The following is a 13,584-nucleotide window of genomic DNA, read 5'->3' as shown; positions in this document are numbered from 1 at the left end:
CCGTAAAAGGGCCTGTTTTTATGTTTAAAAACCGAATTGCAGATTCGTATCAACCGCAACGATCGTATATACACAGACAATGACGAACAGATTGAGAATGACACCGAGCAGTCCCGGGCCCGTCCGTCCTTTTTTAATAAACAGCTCAATGATGCCGAACGGCACGGCGGCCATCGCAAACGGCAGCATCTGATAAGAATAGAAAGTCACATTGCTGATGATTGCCACGTTCAAAAGCAGCAGCGACAAAATCGCGGTACCGACTGATATCCAGCCGAAAACATTATGCTCTTTAAAAATTCTTACCAATTCCATAATTCCACCTCACCGATGTTTGCTGCTTTTACTGTTTTGTTTTTCAGCAGACGTTCGATTTCTTTTGTCGGCCCCGTCACGACAGAGCCGTATACGTTCATTCCGTGATGTTCAACATAGTCGATTCGGCTGCCAAGATTCATGTCTTTTCGTTTCGATATTGCATGCGCCCATTTTTTATGGCGGGACATAAATTCAAGGGCATTGATAAATTGTTCACGGTCTGTCTGTCCTTGCGTTTCGAAAGAGGACACCATCTTAGAATCTTTCCCGGGAAATCCTAACGGCTCGGCATAAGGACTGTCTTTCAGATTTTTCTCCGTTTCGACCGCATTCCATAAAAACTTCACATCGTATTTTTTAAAAGTTGAATATACTTGAGAAGAAGGGTAGGCCCGGTCATAAGAAAGATAGACCTCCGCCACGCTTCCTTCAGGCAATTTTTTTAATGTCTGACCGGCTTTTTCGATCGTGCGTTCCTTTAAGCCGGAAGGATGGGCGAAATAATGCTTTGCCTGTGCCGCGTCTAGATCATAGTAGTTAACGGCAGGCGATTTGACCGTATCTAAAAACATTTCAATCCGTTCTCCGCCGACGGATTTCGTTTTTGTGCCGATCTGCTTTTGCAGCGGAAATTCCGTATTCATTCCAAACAGCTTCACCTGGCTTTTCAGTCCGGAGGTATCGACGAGGACGTTCGGCATTGTGGTCGCCACCGTCACTGCCGCGGTCTCCATTAATTGATTGCCGGTGCTTTCCTTTCCTCCCAGACCGTAATAGAGGTAGCTTCCCAAAGTGCAAAGCGGCAAAATCATCAAAGTGGAGATGACGGCGAGAACTGAAATCCGCAAATACGATTTGCGTTTTCCGTATGATAAAATGGCCTTCTGTTTTTCCGGGCTGATGCCGACGTCCCATTCCCGGTCGTCCTGCATTTCGCTTTCAATCAACTCCTGATAGACTTCCAGCTTTTCCAGCTCTTCTTCAAAGGCGGCCATTTCCCGGTCGCTCATTTCTCCATTTTTGTATTGGTAAAAACGCTTTTTAAATTCTTCATTCATCATTAACACCTCTATTATAAAGTGCTTTCAGCCGCTGTCTGGCACGAAATAAAACACTTTTAAAATTAGCCTCTGAAATATTCATAATATGGGATGCTTCTTTGTAATTCAGTTCTTTTAAATAATACAGTGTTAAGGCCTCCCGATAATTGTCGGGAAGTTCGGACATATACCCTGTCAGCACTTCCTTGATTTCAATCTGATGAGCCGGGCTTTGAACAGCCGTCTGAAAAAGGCTCCCAATTAAGTCATCGGAAATGGTCACTTCCTTTTTATGTTTTCTGACATAATCTATAAACGCATTTCTCGCCACTTGAAAAAGCCATGGCTTTACTTTGCTGTGGTCGTAGGAGTGAATGTGTATGTATGCCCTCATAAAGGTTTCCTGCAGCAAATCTTCAGCGAGATGCTTGTCTTTTGTCATGGAGAGCAGGAACCGGTAAACATCATTCATATACATTTGGTAAATTTCATCGATCGTCACTGCCTTTTCTCCCCTCTATGTTATACACGCATAAGAAAGGTTTAAAGTTGCACGTTCCATGCAAACGGCTTAAATTCATTTTCACCTCATCAAACACCATTTCTCTATAGTACCCAAAATCCGTCATAAAAGATAGAGATCGGCGGAGGAAAAATATAATTATTAGTACCAGGTAATAAAAAATATTGTTATAATAGAGAGAGAGAGAACACTTTTGATCATTACAACAAAGGAAGTGCGTTATGTATAAGTTTTGTGCAAATGCCATCAAATGCATTCTATCCCTGCGCGGAGGAGTGAAAGTGTACAATAAAGAGAATCTTCCGTCTGATAAAGGATTCGTTATCGCGTGCACGCATGCGGGCTGGGTGGACGTCCTCACGCTCGGTGTCGGGATATTGCCCCATCAGATTCATTATATGGCGAAAAAAGAGCTGTTTCAGAAAAAGTGGATCGGACGTTTTTTGAAGAAGATTCACGCGTTCCCGGTTGACCGTGAAAATCCGGGCCCGAGCAGCATTAAAACGCCGATTAAGCTTCTGAAGGAAGGGAAGATTGTCGGGATTTTTCCGAGCGGTACGAGAACATCAGAAGACGTCCCGCTGAAAAGAGGGGCCGTGACCATCGCCCAAATGGGAAAAGCGCCGCTCGTTCCGGCCGCATATAAAGGGCCGTCTACGGGAAAAGCGCTGTTTAAAAAGGGAAAAATGCGGCTTATCATCGGAGAGCCGATTTTTTTGGAGGACTTTTCCGATCTTGCGCCGAAGGAGAGGCTTGCGGCCATGACAGAAGAGCTGAATGCCAGAATTAAAGAGCTTGAGAAAAAACTTGAACAATTGTAAATGAAAAAAAGCTTGCCGTCTGTATCAGACGCGCAAGCTTTTTTGTTATGCTTCTTTTTGTTCGGCGGTTTCCAGCAGTTCATCAAACGCCAGTTTTTTCACTTCGATATATGCGACGTGGTGGCCGTCAATTTCATTAATGATAAATTCACAGCCTTCTTCGATAATCGAGTCGTATTGTTCGACGTCGTATTTCTGGGTAAGGAACCAGCCGCCGATGGTGTCGACCTCGTCATTTTCCAAATGGATGCCGAGGAGTTCGTTCACTTGATCAATCAGGACCTTGCCGTCAAGCATGTAATGGCCGTCGCCGAGTTTGCGGATTTCGTTGATTTCATCGATATCAAATTCATCACGGATTTCCCCGACGATTTCTTCAATAATGTCTTCAACGGTGACAAGCCCCGCGGTGCCGCCGTATTCATCCGACAGAATCGCCATATGAACCCGTTCCTTCTGCATTTTTACAAGCAGATCGTGAATCGGTGCCGACTCAATCACATGGATGATCGGATTGACAAAATCGGTAATCGGCGAGTCGACTGATACTTCGCCGCTTATGCAGGCGGTCAGCACTTCTTTAATGTTAATAACGCCGATAATATTATCTTTGTCACCCTCTTCGACAGGGTACCGGGTATATTTTTCAATCTGAATGATGTCCATCATTTCAGAAATTTTGATATCATGCGGCAGACTGACGATTTCCGTACGCGGAATCATGATTTCTTTTGCAAGTCTGTCGTCAAATTCAAAGATTTTGTTCACATATTTAAATTCAGACTGGTTGATTTCACCGCTTTTATAGCTTTCCGATAAAATGATGCGCAGCTCTTCTTCAGAGTGGGCAAGCTCATTTTCAGACACCGTCTCCAGACCGAACGTCTTCGTTAAAAGACGGGCGGAGTTGTTCAGAAGCCAGATAAACGGGAACATGATGCGGTAAAACCAAATGAGCGGTTTCGAAAACAGCATTGAAACGGCTTCCGCTTTCTGGATGGCGACTGTTTTCGGCGCCAATTCTCCCACGACCACGTGTAAGAATGTAATGATCGCGTAGGCGAGAATAAATGAAATAATATGTGATAATGAGCTTGGTACGTTTATCTTTGTGAAAAGCGGATGAAGCAAGCGTTCAATCGTTGATTCGCCTAAGACACCAAGACCGATGGAAGTCAATGTTATGCCGAGCTGGCACGCCGATAAATACTCATCTAAATGCGTGGTCACTTTTTTGACACCGATTGCGGCTTTATTTCCTTCTGCTATAAGCTGGTCAACCCGTGAGCCTCTGATTCTGATTATCGCAAACTCAGATGCTACGAAAAATGCCGTCAGCGCGATTAAAACCGCGACTAAAATCAAATTCACAATGTCCAATTAGAACCTTCACTCCTTTTGGGAAGATGAAGGTAACACCTCCTGTTAGTAAGATAATGGTTTAACTTAACAGCAGCATAAATGATTGAAGCACTGCAAGCTTTTCTGGAGCCAGCCTTTTTTTCAGCTGGGCGCGCTCCTCTGGTTCAAGCTTTTCAAACCGATTCAAGATCACGGAGATGTTTTGATTCATGTGATCAATTTCCGATGCCAGATTTCCAATATCGTCAGGCAGGGCTGAAGAGGGAAACTGGTTCTCCAGTCGATCTTTTATATCAGACAGGGCCAATCGCTGCTTTTTACAAGCGACTATAAACTTTAACCGATTAAGTGCAAGTGTATCGTAGTAACGATAGTTCGAACAAGACCTGTCAGGCTTTAAAAGCCCGAGGTTTGTGTAGTAATCCACCGTGCGTTTCGTTACACCGGCAAGCTCTGCTAATTCACTGATGCGATAAGTCTCAGCCCCATCTAAATCCCTCCCCAACCATCACGTTATAGTTATGAGAATAGTTTAATATATGAAGGGGAGTTTGCACAAGTTTATTGTTTTCCGTCTTTCTCCTGAAACGGCGCGGCGGGCTGTCTGAAAAAGCGTTGACTGCGCCAGGTAAATCTTTCATAATCATTGTAAATAGAAACGGAAGAAAAAGACAGAAGGGACAGATGACAGTGGCCGGTTTATCACGGGAAGTGACACAGAATCTGGAGAAAGGTTCATGGATACGCAAACTATTTGATGAAGGCGCGCGGCTGAAAAAAGAGTTCGGCGCCGATAAGGTGTTTGACTTTTCAATAGGAAATCCGGTTGCGGAGCCGCCTGAAACGTTTAAAAAGGCGCTTTGCGAAGCGGCTGAAACAGGGCGGCACGGATACATACAAAACCAGGGGCTACCGGAGGCGAGAGAAAAGGTTGCGCGCTTTTTGTCAGAGCGGTTTCAGACAGAAATTTCCGCCAGGCATACAGTCATGACGGTCGGAGCCGGCGGGGCGCTGAATGTCGCGCTGAAGAGCATTTTAAACCCGGAGGAAGAAGTCATCCTCCTTTCGCCTTATTTTGCGGAATATAAAGCGTATGTTGAAAATTACCGCGGCAGACCCGTCATCTGCCCGCTGACTGACTCATTTGAGATTGATATTGAAGCGGTTAAAGGTGCGATCACCCCCCGTACGAAAGGACTGATCGTTAATACGCCGCATAATCCGACGGGGACTGTGCTCAGCCAGAAAAACCTTAACGAATTGGGCGCCTTATTAAAAGAAGCCGAAGAGCGGAACGGCCAAAGCATATTTATTTTATTTGATGAACCGTACAGCCAGCTGATCTACGGAGAAGAGCAGGCGAATCCGTTTCAGGCGTATCACCGCGTGATTTTAGTCAGTTCGTTCAGTAAAGATCTCGGCATTGCGGGGGAAAGGCTCGGGTATATCGCGGCAGACGCCCAAATGCCTGAGGGCGATCTTCTGACGGATGCGTTCGTTTTCTGCAACCGGACGCTCGGTTTTGTGAACGCTCCGGTCATGATGCAGCGCGCCGTGGCGAAAATGGATGATCTTTCGATTGACGCTGAACCTTACAGAAAGCGGAGAGACCTTATGGTGGACATCCTCACAGAAGCCGGCTTCGAATTTGAAATGCCGAAAGGAGGCTTTTTCGTCTTTCCGAAATCACCGATTGAAGACGAGGTGGCGTTCTGCATGCATGCCGCACAGAAATACAAACTATTGATCGTACCCGGCAGCGGATTTGGAAAAAGCGGCTATTTCCGATTATCTTTCAGCGTGCCTTCAGAACAGATCAGACAGTCGCGCGATATTTTCAAAGCACTGTATCAAGATTTTTCTTCATAGCTTCCAATACATAAAGATGGGAGAACGGACAAATGTCGAGGAGAAATAATGGCACGTCAGACATCAGCATTACAGGAATCGGAGTCTTAACCGCGGTCGGACAAGGCAAGGAGGCGTTTCTCGATGCGCTCATGGAGGGGCGGCACGCCTTTGATGTGATGAAACGGCCCGGCCGGCAGAAAGGCAGTTCGTTTATCGGCGCGGAGCTTAGCGAATTAACGCCGCCGGACGCGCTGTCCAAGCGCTTGTACCGAAGGGCCGCATTATCAGGAAAGACGGCGCTTATCGCTTTATATGAAGCGTGGCATGACGCTCAATTAGACGGCGCTGACCACAGCCGCACCGGTCTGATCATCGGCGGCTCGAATATGACGCAGCGCGAATTGCTGCAGGTCTTTGAGAAAAACGGTGAAACGCCGCAATTTGTAAATCCGACATACGGGCTTTCTTTTATGGATAGTGATTTGTCGGGGCTTTGTACGGAGCAATTCGGGATAAAAGGGCCGGCCTTTACGGTCGGCGGCGCGTCGGCAAGCGGCCAGGCGGCGGTTATTCAGGCTGCTCAAGGAATCAAAGGAGGCCTGTTTGACCGGTGCATCGTGATCGGGGCGCTGGCCGATCTGTCGTACATGGAGTGTCATGCTCTCCGTTCTTTGGGAGCGATGGGCACTGATACATACGCTGAACGGCCTGAAGCCGCCTGCCGCCCGTTTGACCGGCATACGGACGGGTTTATATTCGGAGAGGCGTGCGGGGCGATTGTGCTGGAACGCGCTGAATCTGCCGAACAGAGGGGCGCGCGTTCGTGGGCCGGCTTAAAGGGCTGGGGGATGGCTTCCGATGCAAACCGCAACCCGAATCCTTCAGCAGAGGGCGAAATGACGGTGATCCGCCAGGCGCTGGAGCGGGCCGGTCTTTCAGCAAAAGAGATCGATTACATCAACCCGCACGGCACCGGTTCGCCGATCGGTGATAAGACTGAATGCCGGGCGCTTTCTGAAAGCGGCCTGTCGCACGCGCGGATTAATGCGACAAAATCGATTACCGGACACGGTCTGAGTGCGGCCGGAACGGTGGAAATCATTGCTGCTCTCTTGCAAATGCGGGAAAACAAGCTTCATCCGATCCGAAACTTAACGGAGCCGATTGACGATTCTTTTCAGTGGGTGACCGACGGGCCGAGCATCCATACCGTACACCATGCGTTAAGCTTAAGCATGGGATTCGGGGGGATTAATACGGCGCTTTGTTTAGAAAATCATTTCCGAAGCAGATAACGGCAGCCTTCTTTTTGAAGGCTGTTTTTTATATGATAAAAAAATCTGAAAATGATGAAAGAATGGAGTTGTGATACAATAAACTATACAAATGACAATCATGCTTTGACTTAGGAGGTGGCAGGATGGGGCCCTCTGTGTAGTCAATCACCCATTTCGTTCCTCTCGCTTAAGAAAAAACGATGAAATCAGGAGGTGACGTCCTTATCCTTCAATTCGGGATAAGGTGAAATGGACGATATTGACAGTTTGATTTTAATCGGTGTGCTCATTGCGTTAACCGCATTTTTCGTGGCGAGTGAATTTGCGATCGTCAGAGTGAGAAGATCCAGAATCGATCAGCTCATCTCAGAAGGGAACAGACGGGCGGTGCTCGCAAAGCGTATCATTACGGATCTTGATGAGTATTTATCCGCCTCGCAGCTTGGCATTACACTCACATCCATCGGGCTCGGCGTACTGGGAGAGCCTGCATTTGAGCGGATGCTTCATCCTGTGTTTCAGGGTATGGGGCTGCCGGATTCTGCTGAGCATGTGATTGCTTTTGCTGCGGCGTACGGGCTGATTACGTTTTTACATGTCGTCGTCGGTGAGCTTGCGCCTAAAACGGTTGCGATTCAAAAAGCGGAAAAGCTGACGTTATGGATTGCCGGACCGCTTCGGTTATTTTACGTGTTCATGTTCCCGTTTATTTGGGTGCTGAACGGCTCCGCGAGAATTCTGACCGGTTTGGCCGGATTAAAGCCGGCATCTGAGCATGAAGGCTCCCACTCTGAAGAAGAGTTGCGGATCCTGCTGTCAGAAAGTTTAAAAAACGGAGAAATCAATCCGTCTGAATATACATTTGTGAATAAAATTTTTGATTTTGATAATCGGATCGCCAAGGAAATCATGATCCCGAGAAAAGAAATCGCGGCTGTTTCCACTGATATGGACGTGCCGGAAATGCTTGATATGATGCTGAAAGACAAATATACGCGCTGGCCCGTAACGGACGGGGACAAAGACAGTGTCATCGGCATGATCAATACGAAGCATCTCTTTTCAGATCTGCTGTTTATGACAGAAGATGAAAAAGCGGAAGTATCCATCACGTCTTACGTCCGCCCGGTGATTGAAGTCATCGAGACGATCCCGATACACGACCTGCTGATAAAAATGCAGAGAGAACGGATTCATTTGGCGATATTGTCTGATGAATACGGCGGAACGTCCGGTCTTGTGACGACCGAAGACATCCTTGAAGAAATCGTCGGCGATATCAGAGACGAATTTGATGAAGACGAACAGCCGCAGATTCAAAAGCTGTCCGAACGCCATTATGTGCTGGACGGAAAGGTTCGGATTGATCAGGTGAATCATCTTCTCGGCGCAGGGATTGAAGAGGAAGTCGACACGATCGGCGGTCTTGTGCTGAAACGGAATATTGACATCTGTGCGGGTGAGTCGATACAAATCGGGGGATACACTGCCCTCATATTAGAAATGGACGGCCGGTTTATTAAACAGCTTGAACTCAAAGAAGAACAGGGCCGCCCGGGCGGTCAGGGAACAATAAACCGCCAGCTGCCCGTGCCTGAAACGGTCATGCTTCATAACGCAACCTTGAGCGAAAAATAAGCTCAAGGTTTTTTTAAATGGATATCATAACAAAGCCGCACCAGAACGCCAAAAGGCTTCCGGCTGCTGAAACAGCGATGTAGAGCAGGCTTTCCTTTATGCGGTTGTTCATCATCAGCTGCACGGCTTCAATACTGAACGTGGAAAAAGTCGTAAACGCACCGAAAAAGCCCGTCGCGATGATGATGCCGGCAGAAGGATTATCCAGGCCCAGGCCGGTGAACATGCCGAGGCCGAAGGAGCCGAGCAGGTTGACCGCAGCCATTCCAAGCGGAATCGGAAAACCTTTTGTTCTTTCTGAAATTGCTTTACCCAGCAGAGACCGTAATACCGCTCCGATACCCGCTGCGATAAGCATCAGGACAATCGTCATGGCGTATCATGCCCCCTTCCCGCTGCGTGAAGGGCAATCCGCCGTCCCCAGAAAATGCCCGCGTATGCAAGGGCAATGCCAGAGATTAAAGTCGCGGCAGCATAACAAAAAGCCGCTGCGGGAGACGATTGCAGCAGAAAAATGGTTTCTTTTGCGAAGGTTGACATCGTCGTGAAACCTCCGCAAAAACCGGTTCCTAAAAAGGCGGTCAAAAGAGGGCGTTTAGCCCGAATGATGAAATAACCCGTAATAAGACCGAGTAAAAGGCTTCCCGCCGCGTTTTCGAGGAAAGTGGCCGCCGGGAAAGAACCGCTGTGAATGTGCGCGCTCATTTCAAAGCGGAGCAAAGCGCCAAGCGCGCCTCCGATAAAAATTGCGATGTATTGTTTCATATCAGCCATCCTTAGAAATAAAATCCGGAAAATCAGTTACAATGCCGTCAACTGCCATCATTTGCAGCTTTTGGGCCGTCTTTTGATTTCTGACCGTCCAGGCAAACACTTTCAGGCCGTGTCTGTGAGCGGTGGAAATCAAGAACCGATTCAGGCGGGTATATTTAATATTGACATAATGTACGGCTGATTTGTAGGCGGCCAGCTGGCTTTTGGAAAACATCCCGAAGCTGGGTCTTGCAATAATTGCAGTCGGAACGGACGGATACATGCCGTGAAAGGTCTGAATCGACTTGAGGCTGAATGATTGAACGATAGGGTGGATGGAAAAGGAAAACCTGCTTAACAGCTGGCCGACTGCTTTTTCAAGACCGACTTGAGAAACGTGCCCTTTCAGTTCAATTAAAAATCCGATTTTAGAATGATAACGCTTCAAGACCTCTTCGAGCAGGGGAATCCGCTCTCCTTTAAACTCAGCCCCATACCAGCTGCCGGCGTCCAGAGACTGCAGCTTCTTCAGCGTAAAATCTTTTACAAAACCGGAGCCGTCCGTCGTCCGGTCGACTTTGTCATCATGGATGACGACAATCTGGCCGTCTTTTGTGAGCTGGACGTCAAGCTCAATGAAATCAGCGTTCATTTCGGCAGCGATATCAAATGCCGCAAATGTATTTTCGGGCGCGTAACCGGATGCGCCGCGATGAGCGATGGTATACAAGCTTGTCAGCTCCCCTCATGGGCATTTCTGTTATTATATCAGATTCGTATATGCACAGCGATTCAAACTGGTGAATGTGCGAAACAGTATTTTTTCGGAATAAAGATAGTGCTTTTTTCGGTTTACAATCCGCAGTGATGATTTATAATGGCAAAAAGGAGGCGAGATCATGGGAAAAGGGAGATTGAAAGTGGAAGAAAGAATTAAGGCCGAAACCGATGCTGAAATCCAAAAAGCGACTCTCCTGAAACAGACACAATCAAAGAAGAAATAGTGCCTGACCCTGTTGTATCTGGCTGAAAGATGAACGAATGTGTGAAAACCCCGGCTGTGCTCTGATGCCGGGGTTTTTCAGGCTGCCTAAAGACATTAAAAGAAGCTGATGTCCGAATGTTTTAGTATAATAGATTTTCGACAAAACAAAGGAGCATATGCCATGATGACACAATTTCAGAGCTTTTTTACGCTTGACCATATTTCGCAGATCAGTATCAGCATCGGAATTTTAGCGGCTTTTCTCGTTTTGAGAAAACTGTTTGTCAAATACTTTTTTCAGCTCATTTACAAATTGGCGAACAAGCCGAAAACCGACATATTCAAACAGATTGCCGTAGCGTTTGACAAGCCGGCCAGATGGTTTTTCGTGGCGCTGGGTCTGTTTTTGGCGATTGAGTATTCGCCGTTTTTAGACGGGCAGATGGACATTGTCAAAAAATTGTACCGCTCTCTGATCGTTGCGCTGATCGCCTGGGGGCTTTGCAATCTGACATCGGCGTCTTCGTTTTTATTTCATAAAGTCAATCAGCGTTTTGAACTTGATATGGATGACATTTTGGCGCCGTTTTTATCCAAGGTGCTGCGCTTTGTCATTCTCGCGCTCAGCGTCAGTGTGATCGCGCAGGAATTCAATTATGATGTAAACGGGTTCGTGGCCGGACTCGGACTTGGCGGATTGGCCTTCGCGCTTGCGGCTAAAGATACGATCAGCAATTTTTTCGGCGGCATTATCATCATTACGGAAAAGCCGTTTACGATCGGCGACTGGGTCGAGACGTCATCTGTAACGGGGGGCGTTGAAGATATCACATTCCGAAGCACAAGGTTCCGGACGGCGCAGGGGGCGCTTGTTACCGTGCCCAATTCAACGCTGTCTATGGAAGCCATCACAAACTGGACGAGGATGACGAAGCGCCAGGTCACGTTTTCTGTTCGTGTTTCTTATGCGACGCCGATTGATCGTTTAGAGCGGTGCATCACAAGGCTCAGAGAAATGCTTCGTGAACATGAAGGCGTGCATGATGATACGATTATGGTTAACTTTGACGTGTTTGCGGACAGCTATTATAATCTGTTTTTCAACTTTTACACAAAGACCATCGTCTGGGCGGAAAGCTTGGACGTGCGGCAGGATATCAACCGCCGGATTATTGATATTTTTGCTGAGGAAGGCGTGGAGTTCGCCTATCCGGGCCAGAATGTATTCGTAAAACAGAAGAGCCATGATGATCCGGTTCATGTGAAGGATCATTCCGGAGAAAAAGAACGGGCATAACAGGCGCCGTTCTTTTTTCATGATATGATAAAAAGAAAAGGCGGTGGAAGAGTGGAAGCGTTTATGACATTGATCAATCAGGCGGAACGTATCGTGGTGCTGACGGGAGCGGGAATGAGCACGGAATCCGGCATTCCTGATTTTCGTTCGGCGGGCGGTATATGGACCGAAGACACCTCCAGAATGGAAGCGATGAGCAGGGAATACTTTGAACGCCGTCCGCGTGAATTCTGGCCTAAATTCAAACAGCTCTTTCAGATGAAAATGAGCGGAGGCTATGAGCCGAATGCCGGCCATACGTATTTGGCGGATCTTGAAAAGCGGGGAAAGCAGGTAGACATTTTCACGCAGAATATTGACGGGCTGCATAAGAAAGCGGGAAGCAGCAGTGTCTATGAGCTTCACGGTTCAATTCAGACCGCCGCATGCCCCCGCTGCGGAGCGCGCTACGGGCTTTCTCATCTGCTGAAGGACGAAGTGCCGGAATGTACGGCGGAAATCGGTGATCATGCGGTATGCGGCACCGTATTAAAAACGGATGTCGTGCTGTTCGGCGATCTCGTTCAGCATTTTGAAACCCTTTATGAAAAGCTTGATAAAGCTGATCTTCTTCTTGTGATCGGCACTTCGCTTGAAGTGGCGCCGGCAAGGTTTGTCCCTGAGGATGCGGGCCGGATTCCCGGTTTGAAGCAGGTGATCATTAACCTTGAGCCGACATATTGCGACCATTTATTTGATCTTGTCATCCATGAGAAGATCGGTGAATTTGCAAAACGGATCAGCGCCGCGACATAAAAAAGCCGGATCATATACAGATCCGGCTTTTCTTATTCATGGACGGGAATCATTTGATCCGTCAGAACATCAAAGGAGTAGCCCTGGGCTTTCAGTTTTTGGATCAGGCTAGGCAAAGCGTGCACCGTCGCAGGCAGATCGTGCATTAAAATGACATGCGGCCTGCTCGTATGAACGCTTTCCAAATATGCGAGCTGATTCAATACTTCTGGCACGTACCGTGCGTTTTTGTACTTCCAGTCTTCACTGTCTATCGTCCAGTCCCAGTACACGAATCCGCCTTTTTCGAGATTCTTAATCTGGGCAGCCGTCAATGACGGTTTACTGCCGTAAGGCGTGCGGACAAGATCCGTTTTTACTCCGGTGATTGCCTCGAGCGTATCGCGTCCCTGCTGCATTTCGTTCAGCGGTGATGTCGGTGTTTGATAAAACAGGTGATTATCGTGCGTCACGCCGTGCAGGCCGAGCGCGATTCCTTCCTGCTTCGCTCTTTGCACGGAATGCTTATAGGCTTTCATCCGCGGTTCAAGCATAAAAAAAGTGGCCTTTGCGCCATTTGCCTTCAATACATTCAACAGCTGTTCAGTATATGGAGACGGCCCGTCGTCGAAGGTTAAATATACCGTTTTTTTCCCTGGGTCACGCTCTTTCTGCAAATGTTTCATTAAGACGTCGGGAGAATCATTTTTCAGCCGCAGGCTTTCTGCTTCATCCCGAAGCTGCCCGTTTGCGGTCACGGTGACCTGTTTGTTTTTTGCGGCGGAAGCGGAATATCCCATTATGACGATTACCAGAAGCAGTCCGCACAAAACTGCTAAACTCGTAAGTTTAAAAGCCAATGAAAACAGAGAAGGGGAAGCACCTTCTTTTGTGTTGCGCATAACAATCTCTCCAGTAGCATAAGTTTCTGCATAATGCCGATAA

The 13,584-nt window shown here is 47.6% G+C and carries 16 protein-coding genes; 7 read left to right on the top strand and 9 right to left on the bottom strand.

Features of this window, described 5'->3' with window-relative positions; translation table 11 throughout:
• Positions 1–24: 24 nt before the first annotated feature.
• The 3 genes from ACNFN4_RS12220 to sigM are packed head-to-tail and all read right to left on the bottom strand — an operon-like array spanning position 25 to position 1,860.
• Positions 25–315 carry an anti-sigma-M factor gene (locus tag ACNFN4_RS12220; protein WP_003155315.1) on the bottom strand — a complete coding sequence of 97 codons (291 nt, stop codon included), beginning with the start codon at positions 313–315 and terminating at the stop codon, positions 25–27.
• Positions 303–1,379 carry an anti-sigma factor gene (locus ACNFN4_RS12215; protein ID WP_087920756.1) on the bottom strand — a complete coding sequence of 359 codons (1,077 nt, stop codon included), beginning with the start codon at positions 1,377–1,379 and terminating at the stop codon, positions 303–305. Before ACNFN4_RS12215 ends, ACNFN4_RS12220 begins: the two co-directional genes overlap by 13 nt.
• Positions 1,369–1,860: an RNA polymerase sigma factor SigM gene (sigM, locus tag ACNFN4_RS12210; protein WP_003155312.1), complete on the bottom strand. Its 492-nt coding sequence runs from the start codon at positions 1,858–1,860 to the stop codon at positions 1,369–1,371. Before sigM ends, ACNFN4_RS12215 begins: the two co-directional genes overlap by 11 nt.
• 242 nt (positions 1,861–2,102) lie before the next feature.
• Here sigM and ACNFN4_RS12205 point away from each other — a divergent pair, with 242 nt between their 5' ends.
• Positions 2,103–2,702, top strand: a complete 600-nt coding sequence (locus ACNFN4_RS12205) for a lysophospholipid acyltransferase family protein (protein ID WP_007409265.1) — start codon at positions 2,103–2,105, stop codon at positions 2,700–2,702.
• 45 nt (positions 2,703–2,747) lie between these two features.
• Here ACNFN4_RS12205 and ACNFN4_RS12200 read toward each other — a convergent pair whose 3' ends face one another.
• Together ACNFN4_RS12200 and ACNFN4_RS12195 are read right to left on the bottom strand one after the other, a co-directional pair.
• Positions 2,748–4,082 carry a hemolysin family protein gene (locus ACNFN4_RS12200; RefSeq protein ID WP_003155308.1) on the bottom strand — a complete coding sequence of 445 codons (1,335 nt, stop codon included), beginning with the start codon at positions 4,080–4,082 and terminating at the stop codon, positions 2,748–2,750.
• 61 nt (positions 4,083–4,143) lie between these two features.
• Positions 4,144–4,569 carry a MerR family transcriptional regulator gene (locus ACNFN4_RS12195; RefSeq protein WP_007409263.1) on the bottom strand — a complete coding sequence of 142 codons (426 nt, stop codon included), beginning with the start codon at positions 4,567–4,569 and terminating at the stop codon, positions 4,144–4,146.
• Positions 4,570–4,748: 179 nt separating this feature from the next.
• On the opposite strand from ACNFN4_RS12195, the gene ACNFN4_RS12190 reads away from it, so the two are divergent.
• From ACNFN4_RS12190 to ACNFN4_RS12180, 3 genes are all read left to right on the top strand, one after another.
• On the top strand, positions 4,749–5,933 hold the full coding sequence (locus tag ACNFN4_RS12190; protein WP_015417125.1) for a pyridoxal phosphate-dependent aminotransferase: 1,185 nt from the start codon (positions 4,749–4,751) through the stop codon (positions 5,931–5,933).
• 32 nt (positions 5,934–5,965) lie between these two features.
• Positions 5,966–7,210 carry a beta-ketoacyl synthase N-terminal-like domain-containing protein gene (locus tag ACNFN4_RS12185; RefSeq protein ID WP_014417300.1) on the top strand — a complete coding sequence of 415 codons (1,245 nt, stop codon included), beginning with the start codon at positions 5,966–5,968 and terminating at the stop codon, positions 7,208–7,210.
• A 231-nt stretch (positions 7,211–7,441) separates the two neighbouring features.
• Positions 7,442–8,830: a hemolysin family protein gene (locus ACNFN4_RS12180; RefSeq protein ID WP_007610337.1), complete on the top strand. Its 1,389-nt coding sequence runs from the start codon at positions 7,442–7,444 to the stop codon at positions 8,828–8,830.
• A gap of 13 nt (positions 8,831–8,843) precedes the next feature.
• On the opposite strand, the gene crcB is transcribed toward ACNFN4_RS12180, so the two are convergent.
• From crcB to ACNFN4_RS12165, 3 genes are read right to left on the bottom strand one after another with little or no spacing between them, the layout of a single operon-like run.
• A complete protein-coding gene (gene crcB / locus ACNFN4_RS12175) occupies positions 8,844–9,203 on the bottom strand; it encodes a fluoride efflux transporter CrcB (protein ID WP_017417357.1) in 360 nt (119 codons plus the stop codon).
• Positions 9,200–9,595 (bottom strand): fluoride efflux transporter FluC, encoded by a 396-nt coding sequence (locus ACNFN4_RS12170; RefSeq protein WP_014417303.1) that lies wholly within the window; start codon positions 9,593–9,595, stop codon positions 9,200–9,202. The genes crcB and ACNFN4_RS12170 overlap by 4 nt, the downstream gene beginning before the upstream one ends.
• A gap of 1 nt (position 9,596) precedes the next feature.
• Entirely contained in the window at positions 9,597–10,313 is a 717-nt protein-coding gene (locus ACNFN4_RS12165) for a glycerophosphodiester phosphodiesterase (RefSeq protein WP_063636877.1), read from the bottom strand.
• Between the two features lie 169 nt (positions 10,314–10,482).
• On the opposite strand from ACNFN4_RS12165, the gene ACNFN4_RS12160 reads away from it, so the two are divergent.
• From ACNFN4_RS12160 to ACNFN4_RS12150, 3 genes are all read left to right on the top strand, one after another.
• Complete coding sequence (locus ACNFN4_RS12160; protein WP_003155299.1) at positions 10,483–10,587, top strand: YhdX family protein; 105 nt, start codon at positions 10,483–10,485, stop codon at positions 10,585–10,587.
• 162 nt (positions 10,588–10,749) lie between these two features.
• The gene (locus tag ACNFN4_RS12155) at positions 10,750–11,865 is read left to right on the top strand and encodes a mechanosensitive ion channel family protein (protein ID WP_015239489.1); all 1,116 of its coding nucleotides are present in this window, start codon (positions 10,750–10,752) and stop codon (positions 11,863–11,865) included.
• A 63-nt stretch (positions 11,866–11,928) separates the two neighbouring features.
• Positions 11,929–12,660, top strand: coding sequence for an NAD-dependent protein deacylase (locus ACNFN4_RS12150; RefSeq protein WP_370531147.1), 732 nt, complete (start codon positions 11,929–11,931; stop codon positions 12,658–12,660).
• A 32-nt stretch (positions 12,661–12,692) separates the two neighbouring features.
• Here the strand turns inward: ACNFN4_RS12150 and ACNFN4_RS12145 are convergent, their stop codons facing one another.
• Positions 12,693–13,541, bottom strand: coding sequence for a polysaccharide deacetylase family protein (locus tag ACNFN4_RS12145; RefSeq protein WP_014417307.1), 849 nt, complete (start codon positions 13,539–13,541; stop codon positions 12,693–12,695).
• Between the last annotated feature and the right edge of the window lie 43 nt (positions 13,542–13,584).

Source organism: Bacillus sp. N1(2025), assembly GCF_053470005.1.
Note: the sequence above shows the minus strand (reverse complement) of the source record. Positions and strands in the feature narration are given on the sequence as shown.

Coding starts and splice junctions, on each gene's coding strand:
- ACNFN4_RS12160 (WP_003155299.1), top strand. CDS start 10,483: ATGGGAAAAGGGAGATTGAAAGTGGAAGAAAGAATTAAGGCCGAAACC.
- ACNFN4_RS12220 (WP_003155315.1), bottom strand. CDS start 315: ATGGAATTGGTAAGAATTTTTAAAGAGCATAATGTTTTCGGCTGGATA.
- ACNFN4_RS12215 (WP_087920756.1), bottom strand. CDS start 1,379: ATGATGAATGAAGAATTTAAAAAGCGTTTTTACCAATACAAAAATGGA.
- ACNFN4_RS12180 (WP_007610337.1), top strand. CDS start 7,442: ATGGACGATATTGACAGTTTGATTTTAATCGGTGTGCTCATTGCGTTA.
- ACNFN4_RS12150 (WP_370531147.1), top strand. CDS start 11,929: ATGACATTGATCAATCAGGCGGAACGTATCGTGGTGCTGACGGGAGCG.
- ACNFN4_RS12155 (WP_015239489.1), top strand. CDS start 10,750: ATGATGACACAATTTCAGAGCTTTTTTACGCTTGACCATATTTCGCAG.
- ACNFN4_RS12145 (WP_014417307.1), bottom strand. CDS start 13,541: ATGCGCAACACAAAAGAAGGTGCTTCCCCTTCTCTGTTTTCATTGGCT.
- ACNFN4_RS12205 (WP_007409265.1), top strand. CDS start 2,103: ATGTATAAGTTTTGTGCAAATGCCATCAAATGCATTCTATCCCTGCGC.
- crcB (WP_017417357.1), bottom strand. CDS start 9,203: ATGACGATTGTCCTGATGCTTATCGCAGCGGGTATCGGAGCGGTATTA.
- ACNFN4_RS12170 (WP_014417303.1), bottom strand. CDS start 9,595: ATGAAACAATACATCGCAATTTTTATCGGAGGCGCGCTTGGCGCTTTG.
- ACNFN4_RS12185 (WP_014417300.1), top strand. CDS start 5,966: ATGTCGAGGAGAAATAATGGCACGTCAGACATCAGCATTACAGGAATC.
- ACNFN4_RS12190 (WP_015417125.1), top strand. CDS start 4,749: ATGACAGTGGCCGGTTTATCACGGGAAGTGACACAGAATCTGGAGAAA.